This is a genomic window from Muricauda sp. SCSIO 64092 (genome assembly GCF_023016285.1).
Lineage (GTDB): Bacteria > Bacteroidota > Bacteroidia > Flavobacteriales > Flavobacteriaceae > Croceivirga.
Map to the genome: position 1 here is coordinate 1,495,720 of NZ_CP095413.1, position 16,202 is coordinate 1,511,921.

At 44.0% G+C, this 16,202-nt stretch carries 16 protein-coding genes; 12 read left to right on the plus strand and 4 right to left on the minus strand.

What is annotated here, in order from left to right:
• From L0P88_RS06270 to groL, 9 genes are all read left to right on the plus strand, one after another.
• Positions 1-1,359: a Gfo/Idh/MocA family protein gene (locus tag L0P88_RS06270; RefSeq protein ID WP_247133757.1), complete on the plus strand. Its 1,359-nt coding sequence runs from the start codon at positions 1-3 to the stop codon at positions 1,357-1,359.
• A 53-nt stretch (positions 1,360-1,412) separates the two neighbouring features.
• Positions 1,413-2,279 (plus strand): hydroxypyruvate isomerase family protein, encoded by an 867-nt coding sequence (locus L0P88_RS06275; protein WP_409557721.1) that lies wholly within the window; start codon positions 1,413-1,415, stop codon positions 2,277-2,279.
• Between the two features lie 107 nt (positions 2,280-2,386).
• Positions 2,387-3,847, plus strand: coding sequence for a tRNA (N6-isopentenyl adenosine(37)-C2)-methylthiotransferase MiaB (gene miaB / locus L0P88_RS06280; RefSeq protein ID WP_409557711.1), 1,461 nt, complete (start codon positions 2,387-2,389; stop codon positions 3,845-3,847).
• Positions 3,848-5,119, plus strand: coding sequence for a sigma-54 interaction domain-containing protein (locus L0P88_RS06285; RefSeq protein WP_247133758.1), 1,272 nt, complete (start codon positions 3,848-3,850; stop codon positions 5,117-5,119). It begins immediately after the preceding gene.
• 20 nt (positions 5,120-5,139) lie between these two features.
• Positions 5,140-5,658, plus strand: a complete 519-nt coding sequence (locus tag L0P88_RS06290) for an LptE family protein (RefSeq protein WP_247133759.1) — start codon at positions 5,140-5,142, stop codon at positions 5,656-5,658.
• A 2-nt stretch (positions 5,659-5,660) separates the two neighbouring features.
• The gene (locus L0P88_RS06295) at positions 5,661-6,536 is read left to right on the plus strand and encodes a hypothetical protein (protein ID WP_247133760.1); all 876 of its coding nucleotides are present in this window, start codon (positions 5,661-5,663) and stop codon (positions 6,534-6,536) included.
• A gap of 1 nt (position 6,537) precedes the next feature.
• Positions 6,538-6,900: a preprotein translocase subunit SecG gene (secG, locus tag L0P88_RS06300; RefSeq protein WP_158776674.1), complete on the plus strand. Its 363-nt coding sequence runs from the start codon at positions 6,538-6,540 to the stop codon at positions 6,898-6,900.
• Between the two features lie 137 nt (positions 6,901-7,037).
• Positions 7,038-7,316 (plus strand): co-chaperone GroES, encoded by a 279-nt coding sequence (gene groES, locus L0P88_RS06305; protein ID WP_158776673.1) that lies wholly within the window; start codon positions 7,038-7,040, stop codon positions 7,314-7,316.
• Positions 7,317-7,379: 63 nt separating this feature from the next.
• Positions 7,380-9,011 (plus strand): chaperonin GroEL, encoded by a 1,632-nt coding sequence (gene groL, locus L0P88_RS06310; RefSeq protein ID WP_247133761.1) that lies wholly within the window; start codon positions 7,380-7,382, stop codon positions 9,009-9,011.
• An 87-nt stretch (positions 9,012-9,098) separates the two neighbouring features.
• On the opposite strand, the gene L0P88_RS06315 is transcribed toward groL, so the two are convergent.
• The 4 genes from L0P88_RS06315 to L0P88_RS06330 all read right to left on the minus strand — a co-directional run bounded on the left by L0P88_RS06315 (position 9,099) and on the right by L0P88_RS06330 (position 12,926).
• A complete protein-coding gene (locus L0P88_RS06315; RefSeq protein ID WP_247133762.1) occupies positions 9,099-9,818 on the minus strand; it encodes a heavy-metal-associated domain-containing protein in 720 nt (239 codons plus the stop codon).
• Between the two features lie 2 nt (positions 9,819-9,820).
• Complete coding sequence (locus tag L0P88_RS06320; protein WP_247133763.1) at positions 9,821-10,177, minus strand: heavy-metal-associated domain-containing protein; 357 nt, start codon at positions 10,175-10,177, stop codon at positions 9,821-9,823.
• 22 nt (positions 10,178-10,199) lie between these two features.
• Positions 10,200-12,443: a TonB-dependent receptor domain-containing protein gene (locus tag L0P88_RS06325; RefSeq protein WP_247133764.1), complete on the minus strand. Its 2,244-nt coding sequence runs from the start codon at positions 12,441-12,443 to the stop codon at positions 10,200-10,202.
• 72 nt (positions 12,444-12,515) lie between these two features.
• Positions 12,516-12,926: an HYC_CC_PP family protein gene (locus L0P88_RS06330; RefSeq protein ID WP_247133765.1), complete on the minus strand. Its 411-nt coding sequence runs from the start codon at positions 12,924-12,926 to the stop codon at positions 12,516-12,518.
• A 115-nt stretch (positions 12,927-13,041) separates the two neighbouring features.
• Here L0P88_RS06330 and L0P88_RS06335 point away from each other — a divergent pair, with 115 nt between their 5' ends.
• From L0P88_RS06335 to L0P88_RS06345, 3 genes are all read left to right on the plus strand, one after another.
• Complete coding sequence (locus L0P88_RS06335; RefSeq protein ID WP_247133766.1) at positions 13,042-13,494, plus strand: GAF domain-containing protein; 453 nt, start codon at positions 13,042-13,044, stop codon at positions 13,492-13,494.
• Between the two features lie 89 nt (positions 13,495-13,583).
• Complete coding sequence (gene purH / locus L0P88_RS06340; RefSeq protein WP_247133767.1) at positions 13,584-15,116, plus strand: bifunctional phosphoribosylaminoimidazolecarboxamide formyltransferase/IMP cyclohydrolase; 1,533 nt, start codon at positions 13,584-13,586, stop codon at positions 15,114-15,116.
• Between the two features lie 54 nt (positions 15,117-15,170).
• A complete protein-coding gene (locus L0P88_RS06345; RefSeq protein WP_158776665.1) occupies positions 15,171-16,199 on the plus strand; it encodes a rod shape-determining protein in 1,029 nt (342 codons plus the stop codon).
• The last annotated feature ends 3 nt before the right edge of the window (positions 16,200-16,202 follow it).

Below are 16,202 nucleotides of genomic sequence, written 5' to 3' on the forward strand. Positions count from 1 at the left end.
ATGAAGAAAAAGACCAAAAAACAGAACACAAAATCAGTTGATCGAAGATCTTTTGTTAAAACCACAGGACTTGCCGGTGGTGCTTTATTCACTTCTTCATTGCCTTTGTATGGCATGGGGCACTTATATAATCCAGGAAAACTAAAACTAGCCGTTGTTGGTTGTGGCGGTCGGGGCACCGGAGCTGTTGTTCAAGCTTTGATTGCTGACCGTGACGTGGAACTTGTGGCCATGGCCGATGCCTTTCAAGACAGATTGGAAAACAGCCTTAATGCCATTCAAGAGCACTTTGAGGGACAACGTACAATAGAGGTGAAGGAAAAGAACCATTTTGTAGGTTTTGATGCCTATAAAAAAGCGATGGACAAAGCGGATGTGGTCATCTTGGCGACCCCTCCTGGATTTAGGCCGTTGCATTTTGAATATGCCGTAGCCAATGACAAGCATGTTTTCATGGAAAAACCCGTGGCTACCGATCCCGTGGGTGTTAGAAGAGTACTGGCCTCGGCCAAAATAGCCAAGCAAAAACAGCTTAATGTAGTAGTGGGCCTCCAACGTCATTATGAAAACAAGTACTTGAAGCTCTATGATGAAGTACAAAAAGGAACCCTGGGGAAAATAGTTTCGGGACAGGTGTATTGGAATAGCGGAGGAGTATGGGTACGCCCCAGAACCCCGGAACAGACCGAAATGGAATACCAAATGCGTAACTGGTACTATTTCAATTGGCTCTGTGGGGATCACATCTTGGAGCAGCATATCCACAATATTGATGTTGCCAATTGGTTCTTAGGCGAATACCCTGTATCGGCCCAAGGCATGGGAGGACGTGAAGTACGGACAGGAAAAGACCATGGTGAAATTTTTGATCACCATTTTGTGGAATTCACTTACCCATCCGGTGCAGTAATCTCCAGTCAATGCAGACACCAAAAAGGTTGTATGAACAGGGTTGATGAAGCATTTCATGGCACTAAGGGAAGATTGGTGACCAGCCAGGGCACCATTACCGATCTTAATGGCGATGAATTGTTTAACCATCAGAGCAATATTGGGGATCAAAAAGACCCAAACCCCTATCAAGTGGAACATGATCATCTTTTTGCAGCTATAAGAAACAAGGATGAAGTATTGGCCGATACCGAAAACGGGGCCAAAGCCACCTTATCGGCCATTATGGGACGAATGGCCACCTATTCAGGGGATGTCATCACTTGGGAGCAGGCCCTAAACTCATCCATGAAATTGGTTGAGGACAATTTGGACTGGAATTCAACACCTCCCACACGGCCCGATGCCAATGGCAACTATCCCATTCCCACACCAGGCAAAACTACGTATACCAAAAGCGAGATATAGTGAAACGAAGAAAGTTCATTGACCGGTTGGCGGTGACAGGCGTAGGTTTGGGATTGGCTCCGCAATTGGTGGGTCAAAAAAAAGAGCCATATACTCCAGTAACACCCTTTAACCTGAATTATGCGCCTCACTTGGGAATGTTCAAAAATACGGTTGGTGAGGATCCCATTGACCAACTCAATTTTATGGCAGATCAAGGTTTCTTGGCTTTTGAGGACAATGGGATGAAAAACAGGGATACCGTTTTACAGGAAAAAATAGCGGCGACCCTACAAAAACGGAACATGGCCATGGGGGTTTTTGTGGCGCATACCATCTCTTGGAAAACACCAAATCTAGCCAATGGCGATCCTGCCCTTAGGGAAAAATTTCTTTCCGAAATCAAAAAATCGGTAGAAGTGGCCCAGAGGGTCAATGCCAAATGGATGACCGTGGTACCTGGCCATATTGATGCAAGACTCAGCATGGGCTATCAAACCGCCCATGTGGTCGAAAGCCTTAAAAGGGCATGCGATATTTTGGAACCCCATGGCCTGGTCATGGTCTTGGAACCCTTGAATTTTAGGGATCATCCTGGGCTATTTCTGTCCAAAAGCCCACAAGCTTTTGAAATTTGCAAGGCCGTGGATTCCCCTTCGTGCAAGATACTTTTTGACATCTATCACCAACAGATTCAGGAAGGGAACCTAATTCCAAACATTGAAGCTTGTTGGGATGAAATCGCCTATTTTCAAATCGGGGACAATCCAGGACGTAAGGAGCCCACTACAGGGGAGATCAATTACAAAAATGTCTTTAAGTACATCCACCAAAAAGGATTCAAAGGTATATTGGGCATGGAACATGGCAACTCCAAACCCAATGAAGAAGGGGAAAAAGCAGTCATTGAAGCTTATAGAACCTGTGATGATTTCCTGTAGTGGGCGAAGCGCTGTTTTTGGCATTTTTTTAACCGCGCTGTTTTCTGCCAAATTGTCATAGTTGGTTAAGAAGCATTATCTTTGCATCCTTGTATTTGAAAGGAATCATGAAGAACCACAGTGTGGAAAAGATAATTGAAGAGGACAGACAAGGCGCTACTTTGACCTTGGATGCCAACATTTCCAACTCTAGAAAGCTATATATAGAAAGCTACGGCTGCCAAATGAATTTTTCGGACAGTGAAATCGTAGCTTCCATTTTGGCCAAAGAGGGTTTTAATACCACCAATGAATTGACGGAGGCCGATTTGGTATTGGTCAACACCTGTTCCATAAGGGAAAAAGCCGAGCAGACCGTTCGCAAACGATTGGAAAAGTTCAATGCGGTAAAAAAAGTGAACCCAGGAATGAAAGTGGGTGTGCTGGGTTGTATGGCAGAGCGCTTAAAAAGCAAGTTTTTGGAGGAAGAGAAAATCGTGGACATGGTGGTAGGACCAGATGCGTATAAAGATCTTCCCAACCTCATCCAGGAAATTGACGAGGGCAGAAATGCCGTCAATGTCATCCTTTCCAAAGATGAAACCTATGGCGATGTAGCTCCGGTTCGTTTAAACTCCAACGGTGTAACGGCATTTGTATCCATAACCAGGGGCTGTGACAATATGTGCACCTTTTGTGTAGTACCCTTTACCCGTGGTCGTGAACGGAGCCGGGACCCACGTTCCATCATAGACGAAGTCAATGACCTTTGGGAAAAGGGGTTCAAGGAGATTACCCTATTGGGGCAAAACGTGGATAGTTATCTGTGGTATGGTGGAGGTTTAAAAAAGGATTATGAAAAGGCCACGGAAATGCAAAGGGCAACTTCGGTCAACTTTGCCAAATTATTGGAATTGGTGGCTTTGGCACAACCTAAAATGCGAATCCGTTTTTCTACGTCCAACCCACAGGATATGACGTTGGATGTGATAGAAACCATGGCCAAGTATCCCAATATCTGTAATTACATCCATTTACCGGTGCAAAGTGGAAGTAACCGTATCCTTAAAGCGATGAACCGTCTGCACACACGGGAGGAGTACTTTGAATTGATTGACAACATTCGAAGGATCATCCCGGATTGTGCCATCAGCCAGGACATGATTGCCGGTTTCCCTACGGAGAACGAAGAGGACCATCAGGACACCTTGTCCTTAATGGAATATGTAAAATATGATTTTGGGTTCATGTTCGCCTATTCCGAAAGGCCCGGAACCTTGGCAGCCCGTAAAATGGAAGATGACATTCCAGAAGAAACCAAAAAAAGAAGGTTGAGGGAAATCATCGACTTACAGCAAAAGCATGGTCTTTTCAGAACCCAACAACATCTTGGAAAAGTTGAAGAGGTTTTGATTGAAGGCCCATCCAAAAAATCCAATGCACATTGGATGGGGAGAAACTCCCAGAACACCGTAGTGGTCTTTCCCAAGGAAAACTATGCAATCGGGGATTTTGTCAACGTAAGGATTAACGACTGTACCTCCGCTACCCTACTTGGCGAGGCAGTTGGATTAAGCGATGCTCGATAGATGGAATCCGTACAGGCCATAAAACAACGTTTTGAGCTTATTGGGAACAACCCTAAGTTCAATAGGGCTTTGGAAAAAGCAATGCAGGTTGCCCCCACGGATATTTCCGTATTGGTCACTGGGGAAAGTGGTGTTGGTAAGGAATCCATTCCCAAGATCATCCATTCCCTCTCGCACAGAAAACATGCCAAGTATATTGCCGTAAACTGTGGGGCCATCCCGGAAGGAACCATAGACAGTGAACTTTTTGGTCACGAAAAAGGGGCCTTTACCGGTGCCACCCAGACCCGGAGCGGTTATTTTGAAGTAGCCGATGGAGGTACCATTTTTTTGGATGAAGTGGGAGAACTTCCCTTAACTACCCAAGTGCGTTTGCTACGGGTATTGGAAAATGGGGAATTCTTAAAAGTAGGTTCTTCCCAAGTCCAAAAAACGGATGTACGTATTGTGGCCGCAACCAACATCCATATGTTTGAAGCCATAAAAAAGGAGAAATTCCGTGAGGATCTCTATTACAGATTGAGTACGGTAGAAATCAATATCCCCCCCTTAAGGGAACGCCAGGGAGACATCCACCTGTTATTTCGAAAGTTTGCTTCGGACTTTGGACAAAAGTATAAAATGCCTACGGTGCGCTTATCCGAAGAGGCCATTCAACTGCTCCTAAAACACCGATGGCCGGGAAACATCCGGCAGTTACGGAATATCGCCGAGCAAATTTCCGTTTTGGAAGAGAACAGGGAAATATCTGCTGTTACATTACATAGTTATTTGCCCAATATGGCTTCCACCAACCTTCCTGCCATTGTCAATTCCAAAGAAAAGGAAAGTGACTTTAGCAATGAACGGGAAATCCTCTACAAAGTTTTGTTCGATATGAAGAGTGACCTCAACGATTTGAAAAAGTTGACAATGGAACTGCTCAAAGGGGATAATTCCAAGAAGGTCCAGGAAGAAAACGAAACGCTGATACGAAAGATTTATGGGGATGAAAAGGAAGCCGTGCCTACGGAAGAAACGGTTACCGAAGTGTTGTCCCTCCCAGAGCCCGTTGTTGAAAACATGGCACCATCCAGACCACAGCCCGTTGAGGACCGGTACCATTTTGCCGAGGAAATAGAGGAGGAGGAAACCCTTTCCCTCCAGGAAAAGGAAATAGAGCTTATACGAAAATCCCTGGAACGGAATCGCGGAAAGCGAAAAGCGGCCGCGGCAGAATTGGGGATATCGGAGCGAACACTGTATCGAAAGATCAAACAATATGATTTATAGTCACCTAGTGCCATAACCCTATGAAAAAACACATTTCAATTGTAGTACTTCTTGTATTGCCCCTCCTTTTTAATGGTTGTGGTATTTATAATTTTTCCGGAGCCAGTACGGGGACGGCAGAATCCTTTCAGGTGAACTTTTTCCAGAACTATGCGGACCAAAGTCCAGGTTCCACCATAGAGCCCCAGTTGGATAGGGACTTCACCAATTCCCTTCAAGATTTGATTGCCAACCTTACCAGCCTGTCCCTAACGAGCAATGGGGGCGATTTGGTATATGAGGGTGAGATTGTGGAATATCGGGTTTCCCCAATGTCCGCTTCCGCCAACCAAACGGCGGCCCAAAACCGCTTGACGATCAGTGTCAATGTCCGCTTTTATAATACGACCAAGGAAGATTCGGATTTTGAACGCCGTTTTTCATTTTTCTTTGATTTTCCAGGCACCCAACTTTTGGAAAACGTGAAAGGGGAGGCCCATGAAGTGATTTTTGAGCGGATTACCCAGGATATTTTTAATGCCTCATTAGCGGACTGGTAATTATGAACGTTTCAGATTTTAAAAAACTGCTCCAAGACCCGAATACCATTCTTTCTCCACGGGAGACCAGGGAACTGGAGGCCATTTTGGAAGAGTACCCTTATTTCCAAGCGGCAAGGGCACTTCACCTTAAAGGGTTAAAAAATCTGGAATCCTACAAGTACAATACCGCCCTTAAGCTTACTGCCGCACATACGACTGATCGGGAAATACTTTTTGATTACATCACCTCCAAGGAATTTGACCAAAACCATATCGCAAATTCCATTATGGGCAGGGAAACTACCCTGACCGACAAACAAACCATTTCCGAAGAAATCGATCCCAACCCTGATGCTGCGGTTATCCTCGGCGAAACGGACGAAAGCCCATTGCCCCAAAATATTCAACACGCGGAAAAAATCCTGGACCCCAAATTATTTGACAATAAGTTTCCTGCAAAGACCTCCACCGAAGAAAATTCCCCTGAAAAACAATTGGAACTGGGCAAACCCCTCGCGTTCACCAAAGGCGAAAAACATTCCTTTACGGAGTGGTTGCAACTTGCCCAGAAAAAACCTATTGAAAAATCGGCCGATGACCCGCAAGAATCCCTGGACAAAAAGAAGAAGTTTGCACTATTGGACAAGTTTATAGAAAACAACCCCAAAATTGTACCCAAGGAAGACGCCGAAGTAAGGATTGATATCAAGGAATCGTCCAAAATAGACAGCAACGAACTCATGACCGAAACTTTGGCAAAGGTTTATTTGGAACAGAAAAAGTATAAAAAGGCTGTTCAGGCATATAAAATATTGAGTTTGAAATATCCAGAAAAAAGTGGTTTCTTTGCCGACCAAATTAAAGCGGTCAAAAAGCTGCAAAAAGAAAAGGATTAAGATGAGTACGTTTTCAATTTTTTTGGTGTTGATTATCCTTGTTTGCCTACTATTGGTTTTGGTCATTATGGTTCAAAACCCAAAAGGTGGTGGCCTTTCATCCTCCTTCGGAGGTGGAGGAAACCAAGTAGTTGGCGGGGTCAAAAAAACAGGGGACTTTTTGGACAAAAGCACCTGGACATTGGCAGGATTGTTAATTGTCCTGATTTTACTGTCCAATGTGGCCCTAAAAGGAAATTACAGCACTCCCGATTCAAAACTGTTGCAAGGGGACGATATTGAAAATACGATTCCTGAAGCTGTTCCCGAGGAAATTCCAGAAGAGGTGCCAGCAACTGACAATTCCTTGGATACCATCCAATAAAAAATAGTTTTTACAAATTAAAATGCCAGCTCAATGACAAGCTGGCATTTTTGTTTTAACAGATTGTCAGTTTTTGGATAATGGCACAATTTCTGTCCCATGGAAGGCAGAATTATAAAACCATAAAATTTATACAAATGGCTAAAGTAAATATTAAACCATTGGCAGATAGGGTCTTAATTGAACCCATGGAAGCCGAAACCAAAACAGCTTCTGGCATCATCATTCCAGATACGGCAAAAGAAAAGCCCCAAAAAGGAAAAGTTGTTGCAGTGGGACCTGGCACCAAGGATGAGGACATGACTGTTAGTGTTGGTGATTCTGTCCTTTACGGAAAATATTCCGGTACCGATCTTAAATTGGACGGTGTAGATTATTTGATAATGAGGCAGAGCGATATCCTCGCAATTGTATAAAGCTAAAACGAAGAAATTAATCAACAATTCCCACTACCAAGGGAATGAAAAACAAAACATATCATGGCAAAAGACATAACTTTTGATATCGATGCAAGGGATGGCCTAAAAAAAGGGGTTGATGCATTGGCCAACGCGGTTAAAGTAACGTTGGGTCCCAAAGGAAGAAACGTAATCATAACAAAATCCTTTGGCGCACCCCAAGTGACCAAGGATGGGGTGACCGTGGCCAAGGAAATCGAACTTGAAAATGCCCTTGAAAATATGGGTGCACAAATGGTGAAGGAAGTCGCTTCCAAAACCAACGATCTAGCCGGTGATGGTACAACAACCGCAACCGTTTTGGCCCAGGCTATTGTAAAAGAAGGATTGAAAAACGTTGCCGCAGGTGCCAATCCAATGGATCTTAAAAGGGGTATCGATAAAGCAGTGGATGCCATTGTTGCAGATTTGGCAAAGCAGTCCAAAAAAGTCGGTGATTCTTCTGAGAAAATCAAGCAAATTGCCGCTATTTCCGCCAACAATGACGAGGCTATCGGAGATTTGATTTCCCAAGCCTTTGAGAAAGTTGGAAAAGAAGGTGTCATTACCGTTGAAGAGGCCAAGGGAACGGACACCTATGTAGATGTGGTGGAAGGAATGCAATTTGACAGAGGATACCTTTCCCCATATTTTGTTACCGATTCCGAAAAGATGATTGCAGATTTGGAAAACCCTTATATCCTGTTATTTGACAAGAAGATATCTGCAATGAAGGACCTGCTTCCCGTTTTGGAGCCTGTTGCCCAATCCGGAAAACCCCTTTTGATCATTGCAGAGGATGTGGACGGTGAAGCATTGGCGACTTTGGTCGTGAACAAGCTCCGTGGTTCCCTAAAAATTGCTGCGGTCAAAGCACCCGGTTTTGGGGATCGAAGAAAAGCCATGTTGGAAGATATCGCCATTTTGACCAATGCAACGGTTATTTCCGAAGAAAGAGGTTTCTCTTTGGAGAATGCCACAGTGGATATGTTGGGTACTACGGAACGTGTCACCATTGACAAGGACAATACTACCATTGTAAACGGTTCCGGTTCCGCAAAGAATATCAAGACCCGGGTAAATCAGATCAAGTCCCAGATAGAGACCACCACTTCTGATTACGATAAGGAAAAGCTACAGGAGCGTCTGGCCAAATTGGCAGGTGGTGTGGCCGTTCTTTATGTTGGTGCTGCTTCCGAAGTTGAAATGAAGGAGAAAAAGGACCGTGTGGATGATGCATTACATGCAACCAGGGCAGCCGTGGAAGAAGGTATTGTTGCCGGTGGCGGTGTAGCCTTGCTTCGCGCAAAATCAGTATTGAAAAAAGTGGAAACCGAGAATGCCGATGAGGCTACCGGTCTTCAAATTGTTACTCGTGCCCTTGAGTCCCCATTGCGTACCATTGTTGAAAACGCTGGTGGAGAAGGTTCTGTGGTCGTTGCTAAAATCCTGGAAGGAAAAGGAGATTTTGGATACGACGCCAAGTCCGATAAATATGTTGAAATGATGAAAGCGGGAATTATCGATCCCAAAAAAGTAGCACGTGTTGCTTTGGAAAATGCTGCTTCCGTTTCAGGTATGATTTTAACCACGGAATGTGCGTTGACCGATATCAAGGAAGATACGCCCCCAATGCCTCCAATGGGCGGCGGTGGAATGCCAGGAATGATGTAAATCCATAATACAAACAAGCCTCCATAACGCTTGTTTGTGAATACCATAGCGCCCCGTCTTGAGCAAAAGCAAAAGACAGGGCGTTTTTTATACCATTTGGGCAAGCATCCCAATGGCCATAAGTAACATAATGGCATTTTCAATAAAGGTGGCTTCGGTCATTGGCAATTGTAGCGCCGTACCCAAACAAGCGCAACAAATTGCTTTTTTATCCAAAAGGGTTTTGGTCACACCATAGGTGGTTATGCCCAAAATTAAAATGGTGGCCATAAGGGCAATTTGGACCTCAAACCGCATGAGGAGCATCAATCCCAATAGCAGTTCCAAAAAAGGATAGATCCAGCCATAAATCGGAATGGCCCTGGCCAAGGGATCGTACATTCGAAAACTTTCGGGAAACCCCTTTAGGTCCAAAAATTTAAAGAAACTGAAAACGATATAGAACAGGCCCATAAAATCGAGCATGGCCTCCCCCGTATTCCAATCCTCGTAATGTAAAAGAAAGGCCGCAGCAAAGAGGTAACCGAAAATTAGGAGCAACGGTTTCAGTTGTTGAAATTTGGACTTCTCAACAACTGAATTTTGTTCATATGCTTCACGAATACCCATTTCCCCCAGACTGTATTTATCGGGAAGTGCCGCCCTTAGGTCCGACAGTCCCAAAGGGCGTTGCATGGTAATTTCCGCTTCCCCTTTGTCAAGGTCAACCTCAACCGCTTCAATTCCATCCACGTGCAACAGCTTTTCCTTAACCGAAGAGACGCATCCCTGACAGGTCATTCCATCCACGGAATAGGTCCGTTTCATTGCTAATGTTTTTTGCTATCGTCCGTATCATCCTCACGATACTTGCAACAGGCATGGATGTTGTCATATGCTTCCTGGGTTGCCTTCAATTCCTTGGTATCGTGTCCTACAGCGACCAAAGCCGTTTTAATTTCCATGGGATTGGTTTTCCGCTCATCAACAATCAGTGATAGTTGATGGGAGGGAATATCCCAGTCCGCAAATTTCACCCCAGGTACCCCCAAAGCTGCTTTTTCAATCCGCATTTTGCACATTTCACATTTGCCATCTACCTCAAAGGTCATTTTCTTGTTCTTCTCCTGTGCGAAACCAATGGTGCCGATCAGAAGAAAAAGTGCAACGATTACATTGTTTTTCATTGTTCTATTTTTAGTTATTAATTTATGATTTAAATCGAAACCCCAGATACACCATTCTTCCTAAAATGGGCGCATATACAATAGTGGTATCAAAATTTGGCCCAAAAGGGTTGCCTGCGTCCAAAATAGGATTGGGTTGGGTTACCGCCGTTAGGTTTTCCCCACCAACATACACTTCAAATTTATTGGAAAACACTTTGGTGACCTGGGCATTCATTAAACTATACCCATCAACAAAATCCCCCAATTGCAAGGGTACGGGATTCGCCGATGTATTGGGAAGACGCTGCTCCCCAACGGCGTGAAGGGTGTAATCCAATCGCCATTGACTTCCATTTTCCTTAGTTTTGGTCTCATAGCCCAAATTGGCAAAAAACCGGTTGCGGGCCACCAATGGCCGTTGTAAAAGTCCCGTTTGGTATTGGGTCTTTACATCATAAAATTTATAGGCCGTCCTCAAATCCAAATTGGGTACTATTTCATGGTTCAATTCTATTTGAAGGCTATTGGCGTAACTCTCCCCTTCCAAATTGGAGAAAACCACGGCCCTTGGATTTTCCCAATCCACTACGACCTGATTTTCAAAATCCGTTCGATAAAAATCGATTGAAAAATTTCCAGGTCGGTCAAATAAAGTGAATCCCTGTAAAAAACTGACTCCAAAATTAATGGCCCGTTCTCCATCAAAACCATAAATATCGCCCCCATTGCCCAAAAGTTGAATGGTCCTTGAAGATCCGAACAACTGCTGGTTTTCAGCAAATATATTGGCCGCCCTTCTTCCTATACCAAAGGAACCCCGCAGACTTCCCAGTTCCCATGGAGTATACCGGATATGAAAACGCGGAGTGAAAAAATTTCCCAATCGGTTGTGCGTATCAAAACGCAAACCCGCGGTAAGGCTCACCTTCTCCAAATTATCATAACTGTATTCAAAAAATGCCCCTGCAGAGCGATCGGACCGTACAAAATTGGCATCATTTACCAATTCGTTGTAACCATCATAAGCAAAGGTCAATCCCGTTTTGAACTTATGTTGCGTGTTTCCAATGATGGAGTTAAAAATGAGATTGGAATAGATGCTTTCATGATCAATATCGTACACATTGAACCCATAGTAGGAATCCTGTTGATGGTTGCTGTACGCCGCCTGAAAGCCAAAACTCTGAAAAGGCAGATTGGGAAATACATATCCCAATTTTAAAGAGGAGTCAAAACGTTGGGTATCAATTTCACTCCCCCATGCATTGGTGGTGAACCTATCCGTATCTGGGTTAAAATTGGTCTGCCCCACTTGTTTTTCGTCATTTAAAAAACGAAGGTTAACAAAACTGACCCAACCCTTTTCGGGATTTTGGTATTGCCACCGATTTTGAATGTTGATCTGATTGGCCAACGGGACGTCCAAAAAATCATCATCGTTCATATCCACCTCCACCGTACGTTGGTTGCCGTGTAGGTAAAGCCCCGTGCTCCATTTATCGGATAGTTTGTAATTAAAATGGGTATTTAACTCCAACCTCCCATTAAGGTTGGCATAGCCATTTACAAAGATGGGGGTATCTGTAAGGGGTTTGACCAACTCCGTATTGATTTGGCCGGAAATACTCTCAAACCCATTGACCACACTTCCCGCGCCTTTGGTAATTTGAATGCTCTCTATCCAAGTGCCTGGGGTAAACGTAAGCCCGTAGGTTTGGGAAGCCCCGCGGACCATGGGAATGTTCTCCTGGGTGATCAATAGATACGGACTTGTCAGGCCCAACATCTGGATTTGCTTGGTCCCGGTAAGGGCATCATTAAAATTTACATCAATGGCAGGATTGGTCTCAAAACTTTCAGAAAGATTGCAACAAGCAGCTTTTAGCAACTCGGCACTGTTTATGGTTACCACATTTTGAGAGGTAAAATAGATTTTTTGAACAGCTTCCCGTTCTTGTTGGACTACCACTTCGTCCAGTTGATTTGACGGTTTCAACCAATGGTGCACCATTTTTGGCCCATTGATTGTAAGGGTATCCGCTTGAAATCCAACATAACTTATCACAAGCTTGTTATATGAATTACTGAAGGGAATTGAAAAAAGCCCTTTTTCATCTGTTATGGTCCCAATGGGGGAGTTGAGCCAATAGACATTGGCACCTTGAAGGCCTATATGTTTACCAGCATCATTAGCTTCCATTACCATGCCTTCAACTTTTTCCTGGGCAATGGCGCAAAAAACACTTGTTAGTGTGATGATCAGTAAACCAAAATGTTTTTTCATTAAAATTTAATTTGAATTATGACATTACGAATACGTTCCTACGGTTACCAGAGTAACCCTAAAATGCCATTATCAAATTAAAAAGACCTCGTGCAGGATATATAAATCCTGTGTCGGTAAAGGGGGTGGGTAATCGGTATTCTTGACAACATCCTTGGAAGGAACCAAGAATAGTTCCAGGTACGATTGGGCGAAAGCCGTAAGAAAAACTTGTGAATCCAGGTCAAGTTCGTCCCAGGAAAACTTTAGGTTATCCTGGCCTTCCATGGTAAAGGATTCATCATCACAACAGTCCATATCGCCCATGGTTTCACCCATAAAGGCCATGGCTTCTTCCATCCCACAGCTGTCCGCATCATGAAAAAATGCAACATCCATAACACGGCCCATGCAAAGGTGTTTTTCAACCGACCACGAGATAGTGGAGAGAAGCACCAACATGGCCAGAAAAGGAGCAACTATTTTGCGAACCAAATTTTTCACTTTGCAAATTTACAAAATACGGAAACCCAAACCGATCTGTTAACCTACTTTTAAGAAGACCCGGATTGTAATTTATTGAAATTTCAACGACTTTTACCCTTTAATTATGTTACACATGTTTGATTCGTTAAAGGAAAAAGTTGAGGAAACCATAGCCAAATCGGAGCTCACGTCCACTGAGAAAATGCAACGGATTTGTGATGACCTGAAAGCAGCAATTGATCACTACGATTGGGTTGGGTTCTATTTCAAAAATGGCGACAAACGTGAATTGAAATTGGGTCCGTATGCAGGGCAACCTACCGACCACACCATTATTCCATTTGGAAAAGGTATCTGTGGACAGGTTGCAGAAAGCAATCAAAATTTTGTGGTGCCCGACGTTCATGCCCAGGACAATTATATTGCTTGTAGTCTCACGGTAAAGTCGGAAATCGTAGTTCCCCTTTTCAAAAATGGTGAGAATATCGGCCAAATTGATATTGATTCAAACACTCCTGACCCCTTTTCCGAGTCTGACGAACGCTTTCTGGAATTCGTGAATGAAAAAGTGGCCGAAATTCTTTAAAACTTTAGCCGTTTTGTTGATAAACGACTATTAATCATCCTTTTAAAAAAGGTATTTTTGAGGCTTTAATTTTCGCAGCTTAAATACCTATGAATACCACCAAAAAAGCTTCTTCGGCACTTGTTTCCGTCTTTCATAAAGACGGTTTGGAACCTATTGTAAAAAAGTTGGACGAACTGGGGGTCACCTTATATTCTACGGGAGGTACCGAAAAGTTTATCGCCGACCTTGGCATTGCCGTTGTCCCGGTCGAAGAGGTTACCAGCTATCCCTCCATATTGGGTGGGCGGGTGAAGACACTCCACCCAAAAGTATTTGGGGGCATTTTAAATAGACAGGACCATGATGGGGATATTGCCCAATTGGAGGAGTTTGGTATTCCGCAAATCGATATTGTCATAGTGGACCTTTATCCTTTTGAAAAAACAGTGGCCAGTGGGGCATCGGAACAGGATATTATCGAAAAAATTGACATAGGCGGCATCTCATTGATCCGGGCCGCGGCAAAGAATTATAAGGACGTGCTATGCCTTTCCTCCATGGAGGACTATGGAAAATTCCTTGAGGTGATTGCGGAAGGTAATGGGGAAACCTCCTTGGAACAACGAAAATGGTTTGCCACCAAGGCTTTTAATATTTCCTCACATTACGATTCCGCCATCTTCAACTATTTCAATGCCGATCATGACCAGGCAGCGCTAAAAATAAGTGAGACGAAAGGCAAGGTGCTGCGCTATGGGGAAAATCCACATCAAAAGGGGTTCTTTTTTGGTGATTTTGAAGCCATGTTCGACAAACTGCATGGCAAGGAACTCTCATACAACAATCTTTTGGATGTGGATGCTGCCGTTAACCTCATGCAAGAATTTAAAAACGACGAGCCTACCTTTGCCATTTTAAAGCACAATAACGCTTGTGGACTGGCAACGCGCCCAACCCTAAAGCAAGCTTACGTTGATGCCCTTGCCGGTGATCCGGTATCCGCTTTTGGGGGCATCCTGATTTCAAATACCGAAATTGATGTGCCCACAGCCGAGGAAATCCATAAATTGTTCTGTGAGGTCGTCATTGCCCCTTCCTTTTCCAAGGACGCTTTGGACATCCTTAAAGGAAAGAAAAACCGGATCATTCTTGTTCAAAAACCGGTTGAACTTCCGCAAATGCTGGTACGCACTTGTTTAAACGGGGCACTACTGCAGGAAAAGGACAACAAAACGGATGCGGTAACGGATTTGGATTATGTCACCGATAGCAAACCAACGGAGAAGGAACTGGATGATCTTATTTTTGCCTCAAAGCTGTGCAAGCATACCAAGAGCAACACTATTGTCCTGGCCAAGAACAAGCAACTTTGCGCAAGTGGCACCGGACAGACCTCACGGGTGGATGCCCTGAACCAAGCCATCCATAAGGCCAACCATTTCAAATTCGATTTGAAGGGAGCCGTAATGGCAAGTGATGCCTTCTTTCCCTTTCCCGATTGTGTGGAGATTGCGGATAAGGCAGGAATAAAAAGTGTCATTCAACCTGGAGGTTCCATAAAAGACCAATTGAGCATCGATTATTGCAATGCAAACGCAATATCCATGGTAATGACCGGCACTAGGCATTTTAAGCATTAATTTTTCTACTTTTGCCGAGAAAATTTACCTTTAATCCGATATTAAATACGCTTTATGGGATTCTTTGATTTCATGACCGAGGAAATTGCCATTGACCTCGGAACTGCAAACACCCTGATTATTCATTTGGATAAAGTGGTCGTGGACAGCCCTTCCATAGTGGCACGGGACCGTATTTCCGGAAAAATTATTGCTGTTGGTCGTGAGGCCAGTATGATGCAGGGGAAGACCCATGAAAACATCAAAACCATTCGCCCCTTAAAAGATGGGGTAATTGCGGATTTTGATGCTTCGGAAAAGATGATAAATATGTTCATCAAGAACATTCCCGCATTAAAGAAAAAATGGTTTCCCCCTGCCCTACGGATGGTCATCTGCATTCCTTCCGGGATTACGGAAGTGGAGATGAGGGCCGTTAGGGAATCCGCAGAACGGGTCAATGGCAAGGAAGTCTATCTTATTCATGAACCCATGGCAGCCGCAATAGGTATTGGTTTGGACATTATGCAACCGAAGGGGAACATGATTGTTGATATTGGTGGTGGTACTACGGAAATTGCGGTTATCGCCCTAGGTGGAATTGTATGTGATAAATCGGTAAAAATTGCAGGTGACGTCTTTACCAATGATATCATTTACTATATGCGGACCCAGCATAACCTTTATGTAGGGGAAACCACTGCCGAGGCCATAAAAATTGAAATCGGTTCTGCCACGGAAGACTTACAGACACCGCCGGACGATAAGCAAATTCAGGGTAGGGACCTCTTGACCGGTAAGCCAAAACAGGTGCAAGTATCCTATCGGGAAATTGCGAAGGCACTTGACAAAAGCATACTTCGTGTGGAGGACGCTGTAATGGAAACCTTATCGCAAACTCCTCCGGAACTGGCCGCCGACATCTACAATACCGGTATCTATTTGGCCGGTGGTGGTTCCATGCTTAGAGGTTTGGACAAAAGATTGTCGCAAAAAACGGATTTACCGGTGTACATAGCGGAAGACCCCTTGCGTGCAGTTGTTCGCGGTACCGGAATCGCTTTAAAAAACCTGGAACGGTACAAGAATATTTTAATAAAATAGTCT

Excerpts from the sequence above, each read along its gene's own strand:
- L0P88_RS06335 (WP_247133766.1), top strand. The coding sequence starts at position 13,042 with ATGTTTGATTCGTTAAAGGAAAAAGTTGAGGAAACCATAGCCAAATCG.
- L0P88_RS06345 (WP_158776665.1), top strand. The coding sequence starts at position 15,171 with ATGGGATTCTTTGATTTCATGACCGAGGAAATTGCCATTGACCTCGGA.
- L0P88_RS06270 (WP_247133757.1), top strand. The coding sequence starts at position 1 with ATGAAGAAAAAGACCAAAAAACAGAACACAAAATCAGTTGATCGAAGA.
- L0P88_RS06285 (WP_247133758.1), top strand. The coding sequence starts at position 3,848 with ATGGAATCCGTACAGGCCATAAAACAACGTTTTGAGCTTATTGGGAAC.
- purH (WP_247133767.1), top strand. The coding sequence starts at position 13,584 with ATGAATACCACCAAAAAAGCTTCTTCGGCACTTGTTTCCGTCTTTCAT.
- groL (WP_247133761.1), top strand. The coding sequence starts at position 7,380 with ATGGCAAAAGACATAACTTTTGATATCGATGCAAGGGATGGCCTAAAA.
- L0P88_RS06290 (WP_247133759.1), top strand. The coding sequence starts at position 5,140 with ATGAAAAAACACATTTCAATTGTAGTACTTCTTGTATTGCCCCTCCTT.
- groES (WP_158776673.1), top strand. The coding sequence starts at position 7,038 with ATGGCTAAAGTAAATATTAAACCATTGGCAGATAGGGTCTTAATTGAA.
- L0P88_RS06315 (WP_247133762.1), bottom strand. The coding sequence starts at position 9,818 with ATGAAACGGACCTATTCCGTGGATGGAATGACCTGTCAGGGATGCGTC.
- miaB (WP_409557711.1), top strand. The coding sequence starts at position 2,387 with ATGAAGAACCACAGTGTGGAAAAGATAATTGAAGAGGACAGACAAGGC.
- L0P88_RS06320 (WP_247133763.1), bottom strand. The coding sequence starts at position 10,177 with ATGAAAAACAATGTAATCGTTGCACTTTTTCTTCTGATCGGCACCATT.
- L0P88_RS06295 (WP_247133760.1), top strand. The coding sequence starts at position 5,661 with ATGAACGTTTCAGATTTTAAAAAACTGCTCCAAGACCCGAATACCATT.
- secG (WP_158776674.1), top strand. The coding sequence starts at position 6,538 with ATGAGTACGTTTTCAATTTTTTTGGTGTTGATTATCCTTGTTTGCCTA.
- L0P88_RS06325 (WP_247133764.1), bottom strand. The coding sequence starts at position 12,443 with ATGAAAAAACATTTTGGTTTACTGATCATCACACTAACAAGTGTTTTT.